Genomic DNA, 16614 nt, shown 5'->3' on the forward strand with positions numbered 1-16614 from the left:
TGTGGTATCTTCTTATTGTAGTGCTGTAAAAAATGGAGGGATTCAATTGAGCATACCTAAAGATTTGCGTTACTCAGGAGAACACGAGTGGGTAAAAGTTGAAGGAGAAAAAGCCAGAATCGGGATTACGCATTTTGCCCAGTCCGAGCTAGGCGACATCGTGTTTGTCGAACTTCCTGAAGTTGGCGCTGAAATCAAAGCGGACGAGCCATTCGGCAGTGTTGAATCCGTTAAAACGGTATCTGAGCTTTATGCACCGATTAACGGAACTGTTGTAGAAGTAAACGAAGATCTTGATGACAGTCCGGAATTCGTTAACGAATCTCCGTACGAAAAAGCATGGATGATCGTCGTTGAGCCGTCTGACGCTTCTGAAATTGAAAAACTGATGACAGCAGAGCAATACGAAGAGATGACACAAGAAGACTAAAACAGGATAGCTGTAAAGGCAATTGGACACGCTAACGTTATGGGAGGTGTCCAATATGGCTTTCAGCAAACAAAAGCTCGATGTTACCAATGATGTGACAGGCCGCTTTCAAAATGGCCGGCTCTCGTTATATCATGATAATGAGATGATCGGCCAAATGACAAGCATGGATGAATATGAGCTAAAATCCGGTTATTCCTTTGAAAATGAGAAATTTTATAAGACAGCCGATGTGGTCTCGGGAAACGACGAAAAATATGTGGATTGTGACTACGAAAACGGCTGGTGTTAATGTGGCGGTGAATTTCACTGCCTTCTTTTACAATCTGAACGTTTCAAATTTGACGCGGCAGGTGAAGAAGATGAAGATGGAAGAGCTGGAAAAGGTTATGATTGTCGAAGGGAAATCAGATAAAGAGAAAATCGAAAGCGTCCTGAATGAACCAATGCGCATTATCTGCACAAACGGAACAATCAGCCAACTGAAGCTTGAGGAATTGGCTGACGAGCTTTACGATAAAGACGTCTACATATTAGTTGATGCTGATGAATCAGGCGAGAAATTGAGAAAACAGCTGAAAAGAGAATTTAACGAAGCCTGCCATTTGCATATCGACAGAGCCTATAAGGAAGTGGCGGCTGCGCCCAGACACCATGTCGCCGCTGTATTGCTGCGCGCGAATTTGAATGTCCATACTATTTTTCTTGAAAGAAAGTCCCGAGGTGTATAGCATGAAAGAACTCCAAGAACACGAGCTTGAGCACATTGCTGATGATGTGTATCTCCTATATTTATATACTCCGTTTTGCGGCACCTGCCAGCTTGCAAGCAAAATGCTGACAGTGGTGAAAGAAATGCTGCCCGATGTCGCCTTCTATAAAAACAATGTCAATTACTCTCCGACATTCGCAAAAGCGTATCAAATTGAAAGTGTCCCTTGTTTTCTGCTGTTTAAAGGCGGAAAAGTGGTCGAAAGGGGATATGCGTTTCATTCCGTTTCTTATTTATATGAGCTGATCAAACAAAAATCATCTTCCGCATCCCATTTATGACATATTTCTCAACACATTTCAATGAAATTGTCGTTCGTTTTATAAAGGGGTTCTTGCGCCAGAAAGAGAAATGTGTATGTATGACCAACAAATAGGAGGTTGTACATATGGAGAAAGCGGAAGTTTTAGAAGATGAGTATCAGCATCTGTTTTTAAAACCCCTTTTGAACGCTTCAACATTGCTCATTACCTTCCAAGGAGAAACAGAAGCCTTAACCGTCTCAATAAACGAACAGGGAGAAATGAAAAAAATTTCTCCGCCCCAAACGTCCAACCTGACCTTTTACGGAAACCAAGCAGAAATCATTCATTTATTGCACGGAGACATTTCCCTTCAGCACCTGATCCAGAGCGGAAGACTAAAAGTGAAGGGGTCATTCAGAGCCCTGTTAAAACTAGAAGCCATTCTCTGGCTGACAAATGGATTTTTTCAGAGGATTTTGAAAAATTAAAAAATAGGAAATTATTATAATAGTAAAAGTTGACATCATTTATTTTATTGACATTTAATCATTCGCCATGCTATTCTACATTAAGAATTTCCGGACGAAAAAGACTATATATTTCTCTTATCAAGAGAGGTGGAGGGAAGTGCCCTATGAAGCCCGGCAACCATCAACGCTGTTGAAATGGTGCCAATTCACACGAAGCGTTCAGCTTTGAAAGATGAGAGAAAGGCATTTTTATATAAGCCTTTCTGCTCAAGTGTGCAGAAAGGCTTTTCTTTTGCAGAAAAACCCGGAAGATTTCTTAGAATAGTGTTAAGGCAGGTGATTGCTTTGATCAATCTTCAAAATGTTTCAAAAGTTTATAAGTCGAAACATGGAGATGTCAATGCTGTCCAAAATGTCTCGCTTTCCATTAAAAAAGGTGAGATTTTTGGAATTATAGGATATAGCGGAGCTGGTAAAAGTTCCTTAATCCGTCTGCTGAACGGCCTTGAGAAACCAACCTCAGGAACCGTGGAAGTGGCGGGAACCAAGATTAATGAAGTAAACGGACGCGGTTTAAGAAAAGCACGCCATGAAATCAGTATGATTTTCCAGCATTTCAATTTGCTTTGGTCGCGGACCGTCAGAGATAATATCATGTTTCCTTTAGAAATTGCCGGGGTGAAAAAGAGCGAGCGGATCAAGCGCGCCAATGAACTGATTAAACTGGTAGGTTTAGAAGGAAAAGAAAAATCTTACCCGTCTCAGCTGAGCGGCGGGCAAAAGCAGCGTGTCGGGATCGCCAGAGCGCTTGCAAACAATCCGAAGGTACTCCTTTGTGATGAAGCGACATCAGCATTAGATCCGCAGACGACAGATTCAATTTTGGATTTGTTGTCCGATATTAATGAAAGACTCGGTTTGACGATTGTGCTGATCACACACGAAATGCATGTGATCCGCAAAATCTGCAACAGAGTCGCTGTCATGGAAAACGGAAAGGTTGTTGAAGAAGGCGAAGTTCTCGATGTCTTCAAAAATCCGAAGGAAGAAATGACAAAACGATTTGTTCAGCAGGTGACAGAACCGGAAGAAACGAAAGAAACGCTTCAGCACCTTCTTGATGAAACAGCATCAGGAAAAACGGTTCAGCTCACATTTGTCGGCGATTCAGCTGAACAGCCTCTGATTACAGAGATGATCAGAAACTTTAATATCAGTGTCAATATTCTGCAAGGGAAAATCTCGCAGACGAAGGATGGGGCGTACGGTTCACTTTTCATCCACATTGACGGAGACGAGGAAGAAGTACACAACGTGATCCGGTTTATTAATGACAAACAGGTGAAAGCAGAGGTGATCACGAATGTTTGAAAAATACTTCCCGAACGTTGATTTAACTGAATTGTGGAATGCGACATATGAAACACTTTATATGACGCTGATCTCTTTACTGTTTGCCTTTGTCATCGGGGTGATCCTCGGTTTGCTGCTCTTCCTGACAAGCAAAGGGAGCCTTTGGCAGAATAAAGCGGTCAACTCTGTAATTGCGGCCATTGTCAACATATTCAGATCGATTCCGTTCCTCATTTTAATTATTTTATTGCTAGGGTTTACGAAGTTTTTAGTCGGCACCATCTTAGGGCCAAATGCCGCATTGCCGGCCTTGGTTATCGGCTCTGCACCGTTTTACGCGCGTCTTGCTGAAATCGCGCTTCGCGAGGTGGATAAAGGTGTTATTGAAGCCGCTAAATCAATGGGCGCTAAAACGTCTACAATTATTTTCAAAGTGCTGCTTCCGGAGTCGATGCCGGCTCTGATTTCTGGTATTACGGTTACGGCCATCGCATTGATCGGCTCAACGGCAATTGCCGGTGCCATCGGTTCAGGAGGCCTTGGAAACCTTGCGTACGTAGAAGGCTATCAATCTAATAATACTGATGTTACCTTCGTTGCTACTGTGTTTATTTTAATCATCGTATTTATTATTCAAATCATCGGTGATGTCATAACAAATATTATAGACAAACGATAAGGGAGGATTTACATTGAAAAAGCTATTTTTGGGTGCATTATTGCTTGTATTTGCAGGAGTTATGGCTGCCTGCGGTTCGAATAACGGCGCTGAATCCGGCAAGAAAGAAATTGTCGTTGCGGCAACAAAAACACCGCATGCGGAAATTTTAAAAGAAGCTGAACCACTGCTGAAAGAAAAAGGCTACACGCTGAAAGTGAAAGTGCTTAGTGATTACAAGATGTACAACAAAGCTTTATCTGATAAAGAAGTGGATGCGAACTACTTCCAGCACATTCCTTACCTTGAGCAAGAAATGAAAGAAAACACAGATTACAAACTTGTGAATGCCGGAGCTGTTCACTTAGAGCCATTCGGTATTTACTCTAAAAAATACAAATCATTAAAAGACCTTCCAGACGGTGCGACAATTATCCTGACAAACAACGTTGCTGAACAAGGTCGTATGCTTGCAATGCTTGAAAACGCAGGATTAATCACACTTGATTCTAAAGTGGAAGCAGTTGACGCAACTTTGAAAGACATTAAGAAAAACCCGAAAAACCTTGAGTTCAAAAAAGTAGCGCCTGAATTAACGGCAAAAGCATATGATAACAAAGAAGGAGACGCGGTCTTCATCAATGTAAACTATGCGATCCAAAATAAATTAAATCCTAAAAAAGACGCGATTGAAGTAGAATCAACGAAAAACAACCCATACGCTAACATCGTCGCAGTAAGAAAAGGCGAAGAAGATTCTGCAAAAATCAAAGCGCTGATGGAAGTTCTTCACTCTAAAGAGATCAAAGACTTCATCGACAAAAAATACGACGGAGCTGTGCTTCCTGTATCTGAATAAGACTGCAACCCCGGATGAGAAATCCGGGGTTTTTTTCGGGTATTTTCCTAAAAGCTGTTCATAATAAAAAGGAATGTTAAACAGATGGAGGGATTTTCTTTGAATCAAGACAGAGGAAGCATGCAGGACGCGCTAAAACAGTATAAATTAGGTTTAGGCACATTTGAACAAAAGATGCCGCTGATGGGAAGAAAGTTTAACGAGTTTACTGAACAATGCTTTGCCGGCAATTCTCTGACTGAAAGAGAAAAACAGCTGATCGCCCTCGGAATCGCCATCAATGCCCAGGATGAATATTGCATGATCTATCACACAAAAGGCTGTCTTGATGAGGGAGCGACAGAAGAAAACATTCTCGAAGCCGTCAGTGTTGCAGCGGCATTTGGAGGCGGCGCGGCTCTAAGCCAAGGCGTGACAGTCGTCCAGCAGTGCATAGAGGAATTCGGAAACACCACGCATTAAGAGAAGGAATATTCCGAAAAACCATTCTCATTTGATCTAAAAGGATGCTTTCGTCTCATCTGCCGCTATTTCGAGCCATATCCTTTTTGCGGCATCCATCTCAGCGCTGATACAATTGAAGCAAATATATGAAGGGATTGATTCATTATTTGCAGCAGCCAGGACAGACTGGACCTCGATTATACGTCAGAAATGGAAAAAGCGATGCAGCTGTCTCACGGAATTGGATACGAGGAATACGGACGCCGGCTGGAAACAAGAATGAAAGTAGAGCGGCAGAGAGAGCTTGATTATGAAAAAAGCAAGCGAATTTCTGCGGGAGCTTATTGAGAAAATCAATCTTTAAAAAAGGGTGGGAATCCACTCTTTTTCTTTTTCAATCGCTTTAATAAAGTGCCGATCTTTGTTAAACTTGAGGAATGTGCAAGACACGATAAAAAGTTGTATTTACTTTTCATTTGTTATAAAATTAGAATGAGAATAAATTGAGAATAATGATTATATATTTTTGGAGGTATAGATATGGCTGCTTCAACATTAACGATCAAAGATCTTCACGTTGAAATCGAAGGGAAAGAGATCTTAAAGGGTGTAAACCTTGAAATAAAAGGCGGAGAGTTCCACGCAGTAATGGGACCGAACGGAACTGGTAAATCCACTCTGTCAGCTGCTATTATGGGGCATCCTAAATATGAAGTAACAAAAGGCAGCATCACGCTTGACGGCAAAGATGTACTGGAGATGGAAGTGGACGAGCGTGCGCAGGCAGGTTTATTCCTTGCGATGCAGTACCCAAGTGAAATCAGCGGTGTGACAAATGCCGACTTCCTTCGTTCAGCAATCAATGCGCGCAGAGAAGAAGGCGATGAAATTTCTCTTATGAAATTCATCCGCAAAATGGACGAAAACATGGAGTTCCTTGAAATGGACCCTGAAATGGCTCAGCGTTACCTTAACGAAGGCTTCTCAGGCGGGGAGAAAAAACGCAACGAAATCCTTCAATTAATGATGATTGAACCGAAAATCGCCATCCTTGATGAAATCGACTCAGGTCTTGATATTGATGCTCTGAAAGTTGTATCTAAAGGGATCAACAAAATGCGCAGCGAAAACTTCGGCTGCCTGATGATCACTCACTATCAGCGCCTGTTAAACTACATCACTCCGGATGTTGTTCACGTTATGATGCAAGGCCGCGTTGTAAAATCCGGCGGTGCAGAACTTGCACAGCGTCTTGAAGCAGAAGGTTATGACTGGATCAAACAAGAACTTGGCATTGAAGACGAAACTGTAGGCCAAGAAGCGTAAGCGTTAGGGGGATTAATATGACACTAGGTACAAAACTATCCGTAGATCAGGAGTATCTCAAAAGCTTTTCCGAAAAGCATCAAGAACCTGCCTGGCTGAAAAACTTGCGCTTACAGGCTCTTGAACAAGCTGAGGATCTGCCGATGCCGAAGCCTGACAAAACAAAAATCACAAACTGGAACTTCACGAACTTCGCGAAGCATACAGTTGATAACGAACCGCTTTCTTCATTAGAAGATTTGACTGATGAAGTAAAAGCGCTGATTGATGTTGAAAACGAAGATAAAACATTATACGTACAGCGTGACCAGACGCCGGCATACCTTTCTCTTTCACAAGAATTGAAAGACAAAGGCGTCATCTTCACTGATATTCTGACTGCCGCACGCGAGCACAGCGACTTGGTGGAGAAATACTTTATGAAGGACGGCGTGAAGGTTGACGAGCATAAATTAACTGCACTTCACGCAGCTCTTGTTAACGGAGGAGCATTCCTTTATGTTCCGAAAAATGTTCAAGTGGAGACGCCGGTTCAGGCTGTTTATGTCCACGAAAGCAACGATACAGCTCTATTCAACCACGTGCTGATTGTGGCTGAAGACCACAGCTCTGTAACATATGTTGAAAACTACATCAGCACTGTAAACCCTAAAGACGCTGTGTTCAATATTATCAGTGAGGTCATCACAGGTGATAATGCCAGCGTGACATACGGTGCGGTGGATACTCTGTCTAGCGGTGTGACAACATATGTTAACCGCCGAGGTGCTGCGCGCGGACGCGACAGCAAAATCGAGTGGGCTCTCGGCCTGATGAACGACGGCGACACGATTTCCGAAAACACAACAAACCTTTACGGTGACGGCACATACGGCGATACGAAAACGGTTGTTGTCGGAAGAGGAGAGCAAACAGAAAACTTTACAACACAAATCATTCATTTTGGTAAAGCTTCAGAAGGATATATCTTGAAGCACGGTGTGATGAAGGATTCCGCTTCTTCTATCTTTAACGGGATCGGCAAAATCGAACATGGCGCTTCTAAAGCGAATGCGGAGCAAGAATCACGTGTGCTGATGCTCAGCGAAAAAGCACGCGGAGACGCAAACCCTATTCTTTTAATTGACGAAGACGATGTAACTGCAGGGCATGCGGCATCTGTCGGCCGTGTGGACCCTATTCAGCTTTACTACCTGATGAGCCGCGGTATTGCGAAAGAAGAAGCAGAACGCTTAGTCATCTACGGATTCCTTGCACCGGTAGTAAATGAACTTCCGATTGAAGGCGTTAAGAAACAATTAGTTTCTGTTATCGAAAGGAAAGTGAAGTAATGAATATCACAGATATTCGTGAACAGTTCCCGATCCTTCATCAGCAAGTGAACGGACATGATCTCGTTTATCTCGACAGCGCGGCGACTTCCCAGAAGCCGCGTGCTGTCATTGAAACACTGGATAAGTATTATAACCAATACAATTCCAATGTTCACCGGGGCGTCCATACACTTGGAACCAGAGCGACAGACGGTTATGAAGGTGCGCGTGAAAAAGTCCGCAAGTTTATTAACGCGAAGTCAATGGCTGAGATTATTTTCACAAAAGGCACGACCACATCACTGAATATGGTGGCGTTAAGCTATGCGCGCGCCAACTTGAAACCGGGTGATGAAGTGGTCATCACCTATATGGAGCATCATGCGAATATCATTCCGTGGCAGCAGGCTGTAAAAGCGACTGGCGCCACATTAAAATATATTCCGCTGCAGGAAGACGGAACGATTTCTTTAGAAGACGTCAGAGAAACGGTCACAAGCAACACAAAAATTGTTGCAGTGTCTCATGTATCTAACGTCCTCGGCACGATCAACCCGATTAAAGAAATGGCGAAAATCGCTCATGACAATGGGGCTGTTATTGTGGTGGACGGTGCACAAAGCACGCCTCACATGAAAATTGACGTGCAGGATCTCGATTGCGACTTCTTTGCGCTTTCTTCCCATAAAATGTGCGGACCTACCGGTATTGGTGTGCTGTACGGAAAGAAAGCCCTGCTGGAAAACATGGAGCCTGCCGAATTCGGCGGTGAAATGATCGACTTTGTCGGGCTTTATGAATCAACTTGGAAAGAGCTTCCGTGGAAATTCGAAGCGGGTACGCCGATTATTGCAGGAGCAATCGGTCTCGGTGCCGCCATTGATTTTCTCGAAGAAATCGGTCTGGATGAGATTTCCCGCCACGAACACAAGCTTGCAGCTTATGCGCTTGAACGCTTCCGCCAGCTTGACGGCGTGACGGTTTACGGACCGGAAGAGCGTGCCGGGCTTGTTACATTTAACCTTGATGATGTTCATCCTCACGATGTGGCAACCGTGCTTGATGCGGAGGGAATCGCTGTCAGAGCCGGCCATCATTGCGCGCAGCCGCTGATGAAATGGCTGGATGTAACTGCTACTGCAAGAGCAAGCTTTTATCTGTATAATACAGAGGAAGAGATTGATAAGCTTGTGGAAGCTCTTCAAAAGACAAAGGAGTATTTTACAAATGTCTTTTAATGCAAATTTAGATACATTGTACAGACAGGTGATTATGGATCATTACAAAAACCCGCGCAACAAAGGGGTTTTGAATGACAGCATCGTCGTGGATATGAACAATCCGACATGCGGCGACCGAATCAGACTGACAATGAAGCTTGACGGAGACATCGTGGAAGATGCGAAATTTGAAGGGGAAGGCTGTTCCATTTCAATGGCATCCGCTTCGATGATGACTCAGGCGATTAAAGGGAAAGATATTGAAACAGCCCTTTCCATGTCTAAGATTTTCTCGGATATGATGCAAGGGAAAGAATATGATGATTCTATAGATCTCGGGGATATTGAAGCCCTTCAAGGCGTTTCAAAATTCCCGGCCCGTATCAAATGTGCAACCCTGTCATGGAAAGCACTTGAAAAAGGAGTCGCAAAAGAAGAAGGCGGCAATTAAAAGGATTGGAGTGAAAATGGATGGCTAAAAAAATGCCTGATATTGGTGAATACAAGTATGGTTTTCACGACAAGGACGTTTCCATTTTCCGTTCAGAGCGCGGATTGACAAAAGAAATCGTAGAAGAAATTTCTCGCATGAAAGAAGAGCCTCAATGGATGCTTGATTTCCGCTTGAAATCACTTGAGCATTTCTACAACATGCCGATGCCTCAATGGGGCGGAGATTTAAACTCACTGAACTTTGACGAAATTACGTACTACGTAAAACCGTCTGAGCGTTCAGAGCGTTCTTGGGATGAAGTTCCTGACGAAATTAAGCAAACATTCGACAAGCTCGGTATTCCAGAAGCTGAACAAAAATACCTTGCGGGTGTTTCTGCTCAGTACGAATCTGAGGTTGTATACCACAACATGAAAGAAGATCTTGAAGCGCAAGGCATCGTCTTTAAAGACACTGACAGCGCGCTGAAAGAAAATGAAGATATTTTCCGTGAGCACTGGGCAAAAGTGATCCCGCCGACTGATAACAAGTTTGCGGCGCTTAACTCAGCTGTTTGGTCCGGCGGATCTTTCATCTACGTTCCTAAAGGCGTGAAGGTTGAAACACCGCTTCAAGCTTACTTCCGTATCAACTCTGAAAACATGGGTCAGTTCGAGCGCACGCTGATCATCGTTGACGAAGAAGCAAGCGTTCATTATGTTGAAGGCTGTACTGCGCCTGTTTACACAACAAACTCACTTCACAGTGCGGTTGTTGAGATCATCGTGAAAAAAGGCGGCTACTGCCGTTATACAACGATCCAAAACTGGGCGAACAACGTTTACAACCTTGTAACGAAGCGTACGATCTGTGAAGAAAACGCAACAATGGAATGGATCGACGGCAACATCGGTTCTAAACTGACAATGAAATATCCGGCTTGTATCCTAAAAGGCGAAGGCGCGCGCGGTATGACGCTTTCTATCGCTCTTGCGGGTAAAGGCCAGCATCAGGATGCGGGTGCGAAAATGATTCACCTTGCACCAAACACATCATCCACAATCGTATCAAAGTCGATTTCAAAACAAGGCGGAAAAGTAACGTACCGCGGAATCGTCCACTTCGGACGCAAAGCCGAAGGCGCCCGTTCTAACATCGAGTGCGATACGCTCATTATGGATAACAAATCAACGTCAGACACAATTCCTTACAATGAAATCTTAAATGATAACATTTCATTGGAGCACGAAGCAAAAGTGTCTAAAGTATCTGAAGAGCAGCTCTTCTACTTGATGAGCCGCGGTATTTCCGAAGAAGAAGCAACTGAAATGATCGTAATGGGCTTCATTGAGCCATTCACAAAAGAGCTTCCAATGGAATACGCAGTTGAAATGAACCGTTTGATTAAGTTTGAAATGGAAGGTTCTATCGGTTAATGATGAAAACCCCTTTGTTTATCAAGGGTTTTAGAGATAGTTATCAATTTTAAAATGGCCGGCGTGCCGAATTTGATTGTAGAAGACGAACTTTTGAAGTTCGTCTTCTTTTATTTTTTTAGTGATATCAAAATAAGTATCCGCTGTTGTGTTGTTGTTTTTATGTCCTAGTCGATTAGATACATATTTCAGACTTGCGCCGGATTCAAGCAGAAGCACAGCATGCGTATGTCTAGAAACATGTGTACCTTTATATTCAACACCAGCTTTTTTACAGTAAACTTGGATTGTTTCACGAATAATAGAAGGTGTTAAATAATGTCCGTTATAATTTTGGAAGATAATGACATCTTCATTTTGTTTTAGACAATATCTTTTATTCGAATTATTCCCAGTCACCAGTATTTATCAATCCTTTATTTTTCTTTTTACCAAAGTCCTCCCAATACTTAAGTCTGGAAATTAGAAACTTCTTTCTTTCATCAGTTAGATCAGTATTTAAAATAGCTTCCTCTTTATTGTTAATTATATTTAGTTCCTCTGCAAATACAGGTCCTAGTCTAAAAGTTGGGGAAACATATTTTGCTGAATAATCACGATTTTTCACATGACAAGTAATTACATCCCTTCCTTTTATATTGGGAGTGAGACGATCATAAGTCATAAATATCTCATCGCTTTTATTTAATTGTGCTCTTTTTTGATTTAAGTGTGGCTTACCTTCAAATTCCTCTCTTAACCCATATATCAACACATAAAAAGGTTTAACGGATTTTCCCTCTATAATTTTCTTATCAATATCATAGTATTGAAAAAAAATAGATTGATGTATAGGATTTGAATACCATGTTTTCCAATCTTGTATTTGACTTTGAGCTTGAGTAAACTTAGCAGTTTGAGTACCATCTTGATTAAACCATTTTTTACTTGGAGCTTCGATTTCAATAAAAATTGGATAGATATTCAAACTATCAGAAGCAATCCATAAAAAATCAGGAACCTTTGTAATCAAACCCTGTAATACTGGTTGTGTGATTAAAACGTTGTTATACGGAGCGTGACCAGATTCTCCAAAAAAACCATAGGCTCCAGGTAGCATAGCAGGATTTTTTTCGAAAAAATCTTGAAAAACTTTTTCATTTTCACTTTGCTGTTGGAGTAGTATTCTATAGTCATCTAACACTTTCTTTTCATAATCTTCCCATTTGAGAGGTTCTGGTGAATCACTTACAAGATTATATGATTTTAAAAAAATACTCATTGTTCAAAACTCCAATCAATATTATTTTCGTTTAATCCACTAAAACAAGTTTAATCATATCTTTCTCTTTTTTGCACGTTTTTCTAATTCAGTAACAACAATAATTTAAATCAAGTTGCGATGCTTTTGCTCTATATTATCTTTCTGGAGTATTTTCAATTTATACTAAAGGGAGCATCCTGTAACAATTGAAAAAGTATATTCAATTATTTAAGTTTGTGGAATTATGCACTTAAGCTATTGGGTGCTTTAATTAAAGAAGAAATCTAAAGACCGCTGTAAAGTTGGTTTTTAAATTTATATACATCAAGAACGTTTGTTCTTATATAATGGTATCAAAGGAAATGATTCATTATAACAATACGTGACTGTGGAAAAATAAAATGGCAGTCGGCTTCTTTCGAACCACTAGCATTCGAAATGACCAGCGAAATGTTTAAGGATTAAGCTCGGACTGCTAAGCCAATATTAGACGAACATCAGACGGAAGAGTTTAACCTACGTATAGCTTACGCAACGGAATACAGCCAAGCCGTAAAGCTGACGATAGGGACGATGGATTTACTCATGAAATAACTGGGCATGTCCATTACGTCGATCCGATAACTTATGAGCTGCAGATTGAGGTAACGTCTGGAGAAAATGAAACAATGCGAATTAATATCAATAATAGACAGCAAATTTATATGAAGTGGCTTCATGGAACTCAAAGAACTCTTTTCACTTAGATATTCACGGTACTCTTTAAAAGTTTGTGTGGCCCCACTATTTATTTTTATTTGCTTTTGTTCAATTGCATAAATGTCTTCTAAATATCGGGTAATTGAAGATTGAACGTGATTTAAATATTCATCCATTGTTAAACTCATATATGAATAAGCCCCCTAAAATATTTGCCTTTTTTACTATATAATAATTTTTTATTTTAAAGAAAAAATTTATTCTTCCGTAAAATTTTTCTGCCTGTATCAAAGGATAGCATTTTTCAACCTTTTGTACTTCCTAATGTTCCTAGCTTAAAGACTAAGGAGTCTAAATTTCTTAAACTCCCATGAAAATAAAAACTGAAAAAAGGCATACAAAAAATATGACCAGGAAACCAGTTTTTTGGGGGTAATCCGGAAAATTTTTAAAAGCTTTCAAAGATTGTCCTAGAAATCTATTGTATAATAATGGTAAGTAAATCGAAGGGAGGAACCGGAATTGACTACAGATGGTGAAAAACAGGCAATAACAGAAGAAGTAGATCCCGCGGTAGTAAGATCACGGAAGAGGGAAGAAGGTAAAGAACGGTTGCTCAAAAACTTGTTATCCAACCGCTATGATACGATGTACACAAGAGTGGCTTCAGTTTTGAATAAACATAAAGAAGCGCGTAATAATGACCAGGAACTCCAGTTACGATATTGGGAAGCTTATGAAGGTTATCGTATGGGAAATCCTATCACTCCAGATGAATTGAAAAAATACACCCGTCTTACTTCACTTACACGCGCACGAGCCAAAATTCAAAATGAGTTTGGGTTATTTCGAGCGGAAGCAACCGTGGAGGGCTATCGTAAAGACTTGGCGGGAGAACATCGTCAGAGAGCAACTGCTGTTAAACCTCAAAGCAATCCATTGATATTTGTGTACGCGGACGAAAGTGGGAAAGCCGGCGGAGAGGCTTATTTAATCGTAGGCAGTGTTTGGTTTAATGATATGCAACGTCATGAAGAAGTACAGCATGATATGCGTGCATGGTTAGCAGAGTGCAGGGAGCGAGCACAACAAGAGCAGATTCGTTTTCCGGATGAGTTTCATTTCACAGAGATGAAGCGAAATCAACTTGAGTTATATAAACAATTTTTTGATAAAGTCATGCAATTTTCAGATATGGTTAGTTTTAAGGCAGTTGCAGTGAGAAAGAGTCAACTTCAATACAAAACGTTAGAACAATCCGTTTACTCCCTGTATTACCAGCTCGCTCATCTCGGGATTGAGCATGAAGTGCATAGTGGAAGGTTATCTCTCCCAAGAGGCATTTGCTATTATAAAGACGCAGACGACGGTTCTGACAAGCTTCACTTAGAGGAAACAAGACAATTATTGCGAGAACGATTTAAAAGCAATTACGAAGAGGAACTTCGCTTGGAAGCTCTTAATGGTATGCCATCTAAAACGTTTGTCGCAGTTCAAATTTCAGACCTGGTAACCGGCGCTGTTTCGAGAAAGCTAAACATGCCCGAAGGGAACAATCATAAAGACCAATTTGCAGAATACGTTTTAGAACGACTTAATGTGGATTATATACGGCACGAAGTCAGTGAAATTGACAATGGTCGAACCGCGGCCAATATAGAATTCAAGAAAGAACAAGATATGTTTTACGTCCATATATTTGAGTAGAGAGTGATAAACGATCAGACTTTTTATTCAAATTCAATCTATAACTTAAAGCAAAAGGGATAATATGAGCATTTTTAAGTTCTAACTAAATGGTACTTTGCAGAGAAAAGGCTAAGGAAAAGGTAGAACGTGGGGGATTTAATGAACGAATTATTTTAGAAAAGGTTATAGAAGATTGTATTGCAAATTTATTAGTAAAATGAAAAGAACCCACAGCGCAAACTGGGAGTTCTCAAGTTTTTAACCCTTCCCACAATGGTTTTTTACAGTTAATTTTTGTTCCGATTCCGTGCCGATTTTATGCCGAAATGCTTTTTTTTGCATTTTAAAAAAACGGTTAAACTTTTTTATAAAGCTATTTCTTTATAAATCATTTCAAGCTGTTTTACGCACAATTAATCAAGTGCAAATGGAAGGTTCTATCGGTTAATGATGAAAACCCCTTTGTTTATCAAGGGTTTTAGAGATAGTTATCAATTTTAAAATGGCCGGCGTGCCGAATTTGATTGTATAAGACGAACTTTTGAAGTTCGTCTTCTTTTATTTTTCAGATACATATCCACTGTTATTTTGATGGTTTTAATTCCTTATCGATTAGAATATTTCAGACCTGCGCCGGATAGGTTCAGTTCCTATATCACGCAACCATACAGTTGCTTATACTCAATATATGAATTGGAACAAAGACGCTATATTCAAAGCACTCGGCGATTCGACTCGGCGGCTTATATTAGACGAATTATCTGAACGCAACGAGCTGACGTTGTATGAACTTACGGTACGTCTCATTACGAAGCATAACCTTTCCATTACGCGACAGGCGATAGCTAAACATCTTTCTGTATTGGAAGATGCCGGGCTTGTAACATCAAAACGAAAGGGAAAATATCGAGTGCTTATATTCAACAAAGAACCGCTTAAAAATTTGCTGAAAGGATGGATAGAGTAATTTTATAAAACCAGTACTGAGTTTCTAACAAATGTTGGTTTGTTTTGCTTGAAGCCGGATTGTTTGCACAGTACCATGCACCATAAATATCAAAGGAGGCAACAACAATATGAAAATCATTGTGACTAGTATATTCGTGCAAGATCAAGACAAGGCACTGAAGTTCTATACAGAAAAACTGGGGTTTGTAAAAAAGGAGGATGTTCCCATGGGGAAATTCAGGTGGATAACGCTTGTTTCTCCAGATGATCAAGACGGAACCGAGCTTTTACTCGAACCGAATGAACATCCTGCCGCCAAGGAGTATCAAAAGAAGATATTCTCCGAAGGCTTCCCGGCCACAATGTTTGGCGTTGCAGATATTCAAAAAGAGTACAACCGATTAAAGGAAAAAGGCGTGACGTTTACGATGGAACCGACAAAAATGGGCGAAGTCACAATAGCTGTCTTCGACGATACATGCGGTAACCTTATTCAAATTGTACAGAAGTAACCGATTCAGTCGCGTCCTTTTTGTATGCAGAAGAAAAACCGCTGGCCGAGGGGCCGCGGTTTTTTACTCTTCTTCTATCTCTTGATTGTTGATTTGCTTTACAGATGTTTTGCTGTTATCCCTGTTCATCTCTTGTAATTGCGTATAGGCAGTGTCGAACTCTTCCTTTGTCATCTGCTTTGCGGCTAAAGCAGAGCATAATATAGCAAAGGCGATCGGCATTGTATCAATGTGAATGTCGATATAGACCTTTGAGTTGCCGCTGTTTTCGATCATAGATCCATTGTTAGGCATATCTTGAGTATGTCTGTTGATAGGAATGATATTCTCGTTCATTACTCTTCTCCGTCTTGAGACTGTGCCTGTGCCTGATCCTGATCTGTATTCACGTTGACTACGACTTTTGCATTGCCGCTGTTTTCAACTTTAGCAACTGATACATTGCGCTTTTGGTTTTCTTCATTTTCATGACGATTTTCGCTCATGGTATCATCCTTTCTCTATTGATAGTGACAGGATATTCGATAGGAGAGTGAAGAGATTGGACGAACTTCGCGGTTTTTC

The 16614-nt window shown here is 41.0% G+C and carries 23 protein-coding genes and 1 riboswitch; of the genes, 18 read left to right on the forward strand and 5 right to left on the reverse strand.

Features of this window, described 5'->3' with window-relative positions:
* The first annotated feature begins 46 nt into the window (after nucleotides 1-46).
* From gcvH to sufB, 15 genes are all read left to right on the forward strand, one after another.
* The gene (gcvH, locus tag BSI_RS04560) at nucleotides 47-430 is read left to right on the forward strand and encodes a glycine cleavage system protein GcvH (protein WP_003222781.1); all 384 of its coding nucleotides are present in this window, start codon (nucleotides 47-49) and stop codon (nucleotides 428-430) included.
* Nucleotides 431-485: 55 nt separating this feature from the next.
* Nucleotides 486-722 (forward strand): YusG family protein, encoded by a 237-nt coding sequence (locus BSI_RS04555; protein WP_003240826.1) that lies wholly within the window; start codon nucleotides 486-488, stop codon nucleotides 720-722.
* Nucleotides 723-798: 76 nt separating this feature from the next.
* The gene (locus BSI_RS0121500) at nucleotides 799-1161 is read left to right on the forward strand and encodes a toprim domain-containing protein (RefSeq protein WP_032732275.1); all 363 of its coding nucleotides are present in this window, start codon (nucleotides 799-801) and stop codon (nucleotides 1159-1161) included.
* Between the two features lies 1 nt (nucleotide 1162).
* Complete coding sequence (locus BSI_RS04550; RefSeq protein ID WP_003222787.1) at nucleotides 1163-1483, forward strand: thioredoxin family protein; 321 nt, start codon at nucleotides 1163-1165, stop codon at nucleotides 1481-1483.
* 107 nt (nucleotides 1484-1590) lie between these two features.
* Nucleotides 1591-1935 carry an SCP2 sterol-binding domain-containing protein gene (locus BSI_RS04545; RefSeq protein WP_003240831.1) on the forward strand — a complete coding sequence of 115 codons (345 nt, stop codon included), beginning with the start codon at nucleotides 1591-1593 and terminating at the stop codon, nucleotides 1933-1935.
* Between the two features lie 114 nt (nucleotides 1936-2049).
* Nucleotides 2050-2156: riboswitch (SAM riboswitch) on the forward strand.
* Nucleotides 2157-2262: 106 nt separating this feature from the next.
* Entirely contained in the window at nucleotides 2263-3288 is a 1026-nt protein-coding gene (gene metN / locus BSI_RS04540) for a methionine ABC transporter ATP-binding protein MetN (protein WP_003240833.1), read from the forward strand.
* Entirely contained in the window at nucleotides 3281-3949 is a 669-nt protein-coding gene (metP, locus tag BSI_RS04535) for a methionine ABC transporter permease MetP (protein ID WP_003240837.1), read from the forward strand. The genes metN and metP overlap by 8 nt, the downstream gene beginning before the upstream one ends.
* A 13-nt stretch (nucleotides 3950-3962) precedes the next feature.
* A complete protein-coding gene (metQ, locus tag BSI_RS04530) occupies nucleotides 3963-4787 on the forward strand; it encodes a methionine ABC transporter substrate-binding lipoprotein MetQ (protein WP_003240839.1) in 825 nt (274 codons plus the stop codon).
* An 84-nt stretch (nucleotides 4788-4871) separates the two neighbouring features.
* Nucleotides 4872-5249 carry a carboxymuconolactone decarboxylase family protein gene (locus BSI_RS04525; protein WP_003222796.1) on the forward strand — a complete coding sequence of 126 codons (378 nt, stop codon included), beginning with the start codon at nucleotides 4872-4874 and terminating at the stop codon, nucleotides 5247-5249.
* A 192-nt stretch (nucleotides 5250-5441) separates the two neighbouring features.
* Nucleotides 5442-5579 (forward strand): YuzK family famiily protein, encoded by a 138-nt coding sequence (locus tag BSI_RS04520; protein WP_003228600.1) that lies wholly within the window; start codon nucleotides 5442-5444, stop codon nucleotides 5577-5579.
* A 192-nt stretch (nucleotides 5580-5771) separates the two neighbouring features.
* Nucleotides 5772-6557, forward strand: a complete 786-nt coding sequence (gene sufC / locus BSI_RS04515; RefSeq protein WP_003151872.1) for a Fe-S cluster assembly ATPase SufC — start codon at nucleotides 5772-5774, stop codon at nucleotides 6555-6557.
* 17 nt (nucleotides 6558-6574) lie between these two features.
* Nucleotides 6575-7888 (forward strand): Fe-S cluster assembly protein SufD, encoded by a 1314-nt coding sequence (sufD, locus tag BSI_RS04510; RefSeq protein ID WP_003240850.1) that lies wholly within the window; start codon nucleotides 6575-6577, stop codon nucleotides 7886-7888.
* Nucleotides 7888-9108, forward strand: a complete 1221-nt coding sequence (gene sufS / locus BSI_RS04505) for a cysteine desulfurase SufS (RefSeq protein ID WP_003240852.1) — start codon at nucleotides 7888-7890, stop codon at nucleotides 9106-9108. Before sufD ends, sufS begins: the two co-directional genes overlap by 1 nt.
* Nucleotides 9098-9541, forward strand: coding sequence for a Fe-S cluster assembly sulfur transfer protein SufU (gene sufU, locus BSI_RS04500; RefSeq protein ID WP_003222809.1), 444 nt, complete (start codon nucleotides 9098-9100; stop codon nucleotides 9539-9541). Before sufS ends, sufU begins: the two co-directional genes overlap by 11 nt.
* A gap of 20 nt (nucleotides 9542-9561) precedes the next feature.
* Nucleotides 9562-10959, forward strand: a complete 1398-nt coding sequence (gene sufB, locus BSI_RS04495) for a Fe-S cluster assembly protein SufB (protein WP_003240854.1) — start codon at nucleotides 9562-9564, stop codon at nucleotides 10957-10959.
* 30 nt (nucleotides 10960-10989) lie between these two features.
* Here the strand turns inward: sufB and BSI_RS0121505 are convergent, their stop codons facing one another.
* The 3 genes from BSI_RS0121505 to BSI_RS22805 all read right to left on the reverse strand — a co-directional run bounded on the left by BSI_RS0121505 (nucleotide 10990) and on the right by BSI_RS22805 (nucleotide 13089).
* Nucleotides 10990-11358, reverse strand: a complete 369-nt coding sequence (locus BSI_RS0121505; protein WP_080030887.1) for a tyrosine-type recombinase/integrase — start codon at nucleotides 11356-11358, stop codon at nucleotides 10990-10992.
* A complete protein-coding gene (locus BSI_RS04490; RefSeq protein WP_003240857.1) occupies nucleotides 11345-12220 on the reverse strand; it encodes a Shedu immune nuclease family protein in 876 nt (291 codons plus the stop codon). Before BSI_RS04490 ends, BSI_RS0121505 begins: the two co-directional genes overlap by 14 nt.
* Nucleotides 12221-12729: 509 nt before the next feature.
* Nucleotides 12730-13089: a hypothetical protein gene (locus BSI_RS22805; protein ID WP_032732260.1), complete on the reverse strand. Its 360-nt coding sequence runs from the start codon at nucleotides 13087-13089 to the stop codon at nucleotides 12730-12732.
* Nucleotides 13090-13423: 334 nt separating this feature from the next.
* Here BSI_RS22805 and BSI_RS04485 point away from each other — a divergent pair, with 334 nt between their 5' ends.
* The 3 genes from BSI_RS04485 (at nucleotide 13424) to glxB (ending at nucleotide 16050) form a co-directional block, all read left to right on the forward strand.
* Nucleotides 13424-14608 carry a DUF3800 domain-containing protein gene (locus BSI_RS04485; protein WP_003240858.1) on the forward strand — a complete coding sequence of 395 codons (1185 nt, stop codon included), beginning with the start codon at nucleotides 13424-13426 and terminating at the stop codon, nucleotides 14606-14608.
* 670 nt (nucleotides 14609-15278) lie between these two features.
* Nucleotides 15279-15557 (forward strand): ArsR/SmtB family transcription factor, encoded by a 279-nt coding sequence (locus BSI_RS04480; protein WP_003240867.1) that lies wholly within the window; start codon nucleotides 15279-15281, stop codon nucleotides 15555-15557.
* Between the two features lie 109 nt (nucleotides 15558-15666).
* Nucleotides 15667-16050 carry a methylglyoxalase gene (gene glxB, locus BSI_RS04475; RefSeq protein WP_003240869.1) on the forward strand — a complete coding sequence of 128 codons (384 nt, stop codon included), beginning with the start codon at nucleotides 15667-15669 and terminating at the stop codon, nucleotides 16048-16050.
* A 63-nt stretch (nucleotides 16051-16113) separates the two neighbouring features.
* Here glxB and BSI_RS04470 read toward each other — a convergent pair whose 3' ends face one another.
* Both BSI_RS04470 and BSI_RS04465 read right to left on the reverse strand, forming a co-directional pair.
* Nucleotides 16114-16386 carry a hypothetical protein gene (locus BSI_RS04470; RefSeq protein WP_003240871.1) on the reverse strand — a complete coding sequence of 91 codons (273 nt, stop codon included), beginning with the start codon at nucleotides 16384-16386 and terminating at the stop codon, nucleotides 16114-16116.
* A complete protein-coding gene (locus BSI_RS04465) occupies nucleotides 16386-16535 on the reverse strand; it encodes a hypothetical protein (RefSeq protein WP_003240873.1) in 150 nt (49 codons plus the stop codon). The genes BSI_RS04470 and BSI_RS04465 overlap by 1 nt, the downstream gene beginning before the upstream one ends.
* Between the last annotated feature and the right edge of the window lie 79 nt (nucleotides 16536-16614).

Origin of the sequence: Bacillus inaquosorum KCTC 13429, from assembly GCF_000332645.1 — a bacterium.
Lineage (GTDB): Bacteria > Bacillota > Bacilli > Bacillales > Bacillaceae > Bacillus > Bacillus inaquosorum.

Coding starts and splice junctions, on each gene's coding strand:
- BSI_RS04555 (WP_003240826.1), top strand. CDS start 486: ATGGCTTTCAGCAAACAAAAGCTCGATGTTACCAATGATGTGACAGGC.
- BSI_RS0121500 (WP_032732275.1), top strand. CDS start 799: ATGGAAGAGCTGGAAAAGGTTATGATTGTCGAAGGGAAATCAGATAAA.
- BSI_RS04550 (WP_003222787.1), top strand. CDS start 1,163: ATGAAAGAACTCCAAGAACACGAGCTTGAGCACATTGCTGATGATGTG.
- BSI_RS04545 (WP_003240831.1), top strand. CDS start 1,591: ATGGAGAAAGCGGAAGTTTTAGAAGATGAGTATCAGCATCTGTTTTTA.
- metP (WP_003240837.1), top strand. CDS start 3,281: ATGTTTGAAAAATACTTCCCGAACGTTGATTTAACTGAATTGTGGAAT.
- BSI_RS04525 (WP_003222796.1), top strand. CDS start 4,872: ATGGAGGGATTTTCTTTGAATCAAGACAGAGGAAGCATGCAGGACGCG.
- BSI_RS04520 (WP_003228600.1), top strand. CDS start 5,442: ATGGAAAAAGCGATGCAGCTGTCTCACGGAATTGGATACGAGGAATAC.
- sufC (WP_003151872.1), top strand. CDS start 5,772: ATGGCTGCTTCAACATTAACGATCAAAGATCTTCACGTTGAAATCGAA.
- sufD (WP_003240850.1), top strand. CDS start 6,575: ATGACACTAGGTACAAAACTATCCGTAGATCAGGAGTATCTCAAAAGC.
- sufS (WP_003240852.1), top strand. CDS start 7,888: ATGAATATCACAGATATTCGTGAACAGTTCCCGATCCTTCATCAGCAA.
- sufU (WP_003222809.1), top strand. CDS start 9,098: ATGTCTTTTAATGCAAATTTAGATACATTGTACAGACAGGTGATTATG.
- sufB (WP_003240854.1), top strand. CDS start 9,562: ATGGCTAAAAAAATGCCTGATATTGGTGAATACAAGTATGGTTTTCAC.
- BSI_RS04490 (WP_003240857.1), bottom strand. CDS start 12,220: ATGAGTATTTTTTTAAAATCATATAATCTTGTAAGTGATTCACCAGAA.
- BSI_RS22805 (WP_032732260.1), bottom strand. CDS start 13,089: ATGAGTTTAACAATGGATGAATATTTAAATCACGTTCAATCTTCAATT.
- BSI_RS04480 (WP_003240867.1), top strand. CDS start 15,279: ATGAATTGGAACAAAGACGCTATATTCAAAGCACTCGGCGATTCGACT.
- glxB (WP_003240869.1), top strand. CDS start 15,667: ATGAAAATCATTGTGACTAGTATATTCGTGCAAGATCAAGACAAGGCA.
- BSI_RS04470 (WP_003240871.1), bottom strand. CDS start 16,386: ATGAACGAGAATATCATTCCTATCAACAGACATACTCAAGATATGCCT.
- BSI_RS04465 (WP_003240873.1), bottom strand. CDS start 16,535: ATGAGCGAAAATCGTCATGAAAATGAAGAAAACCAAAAGCGCAATGTA.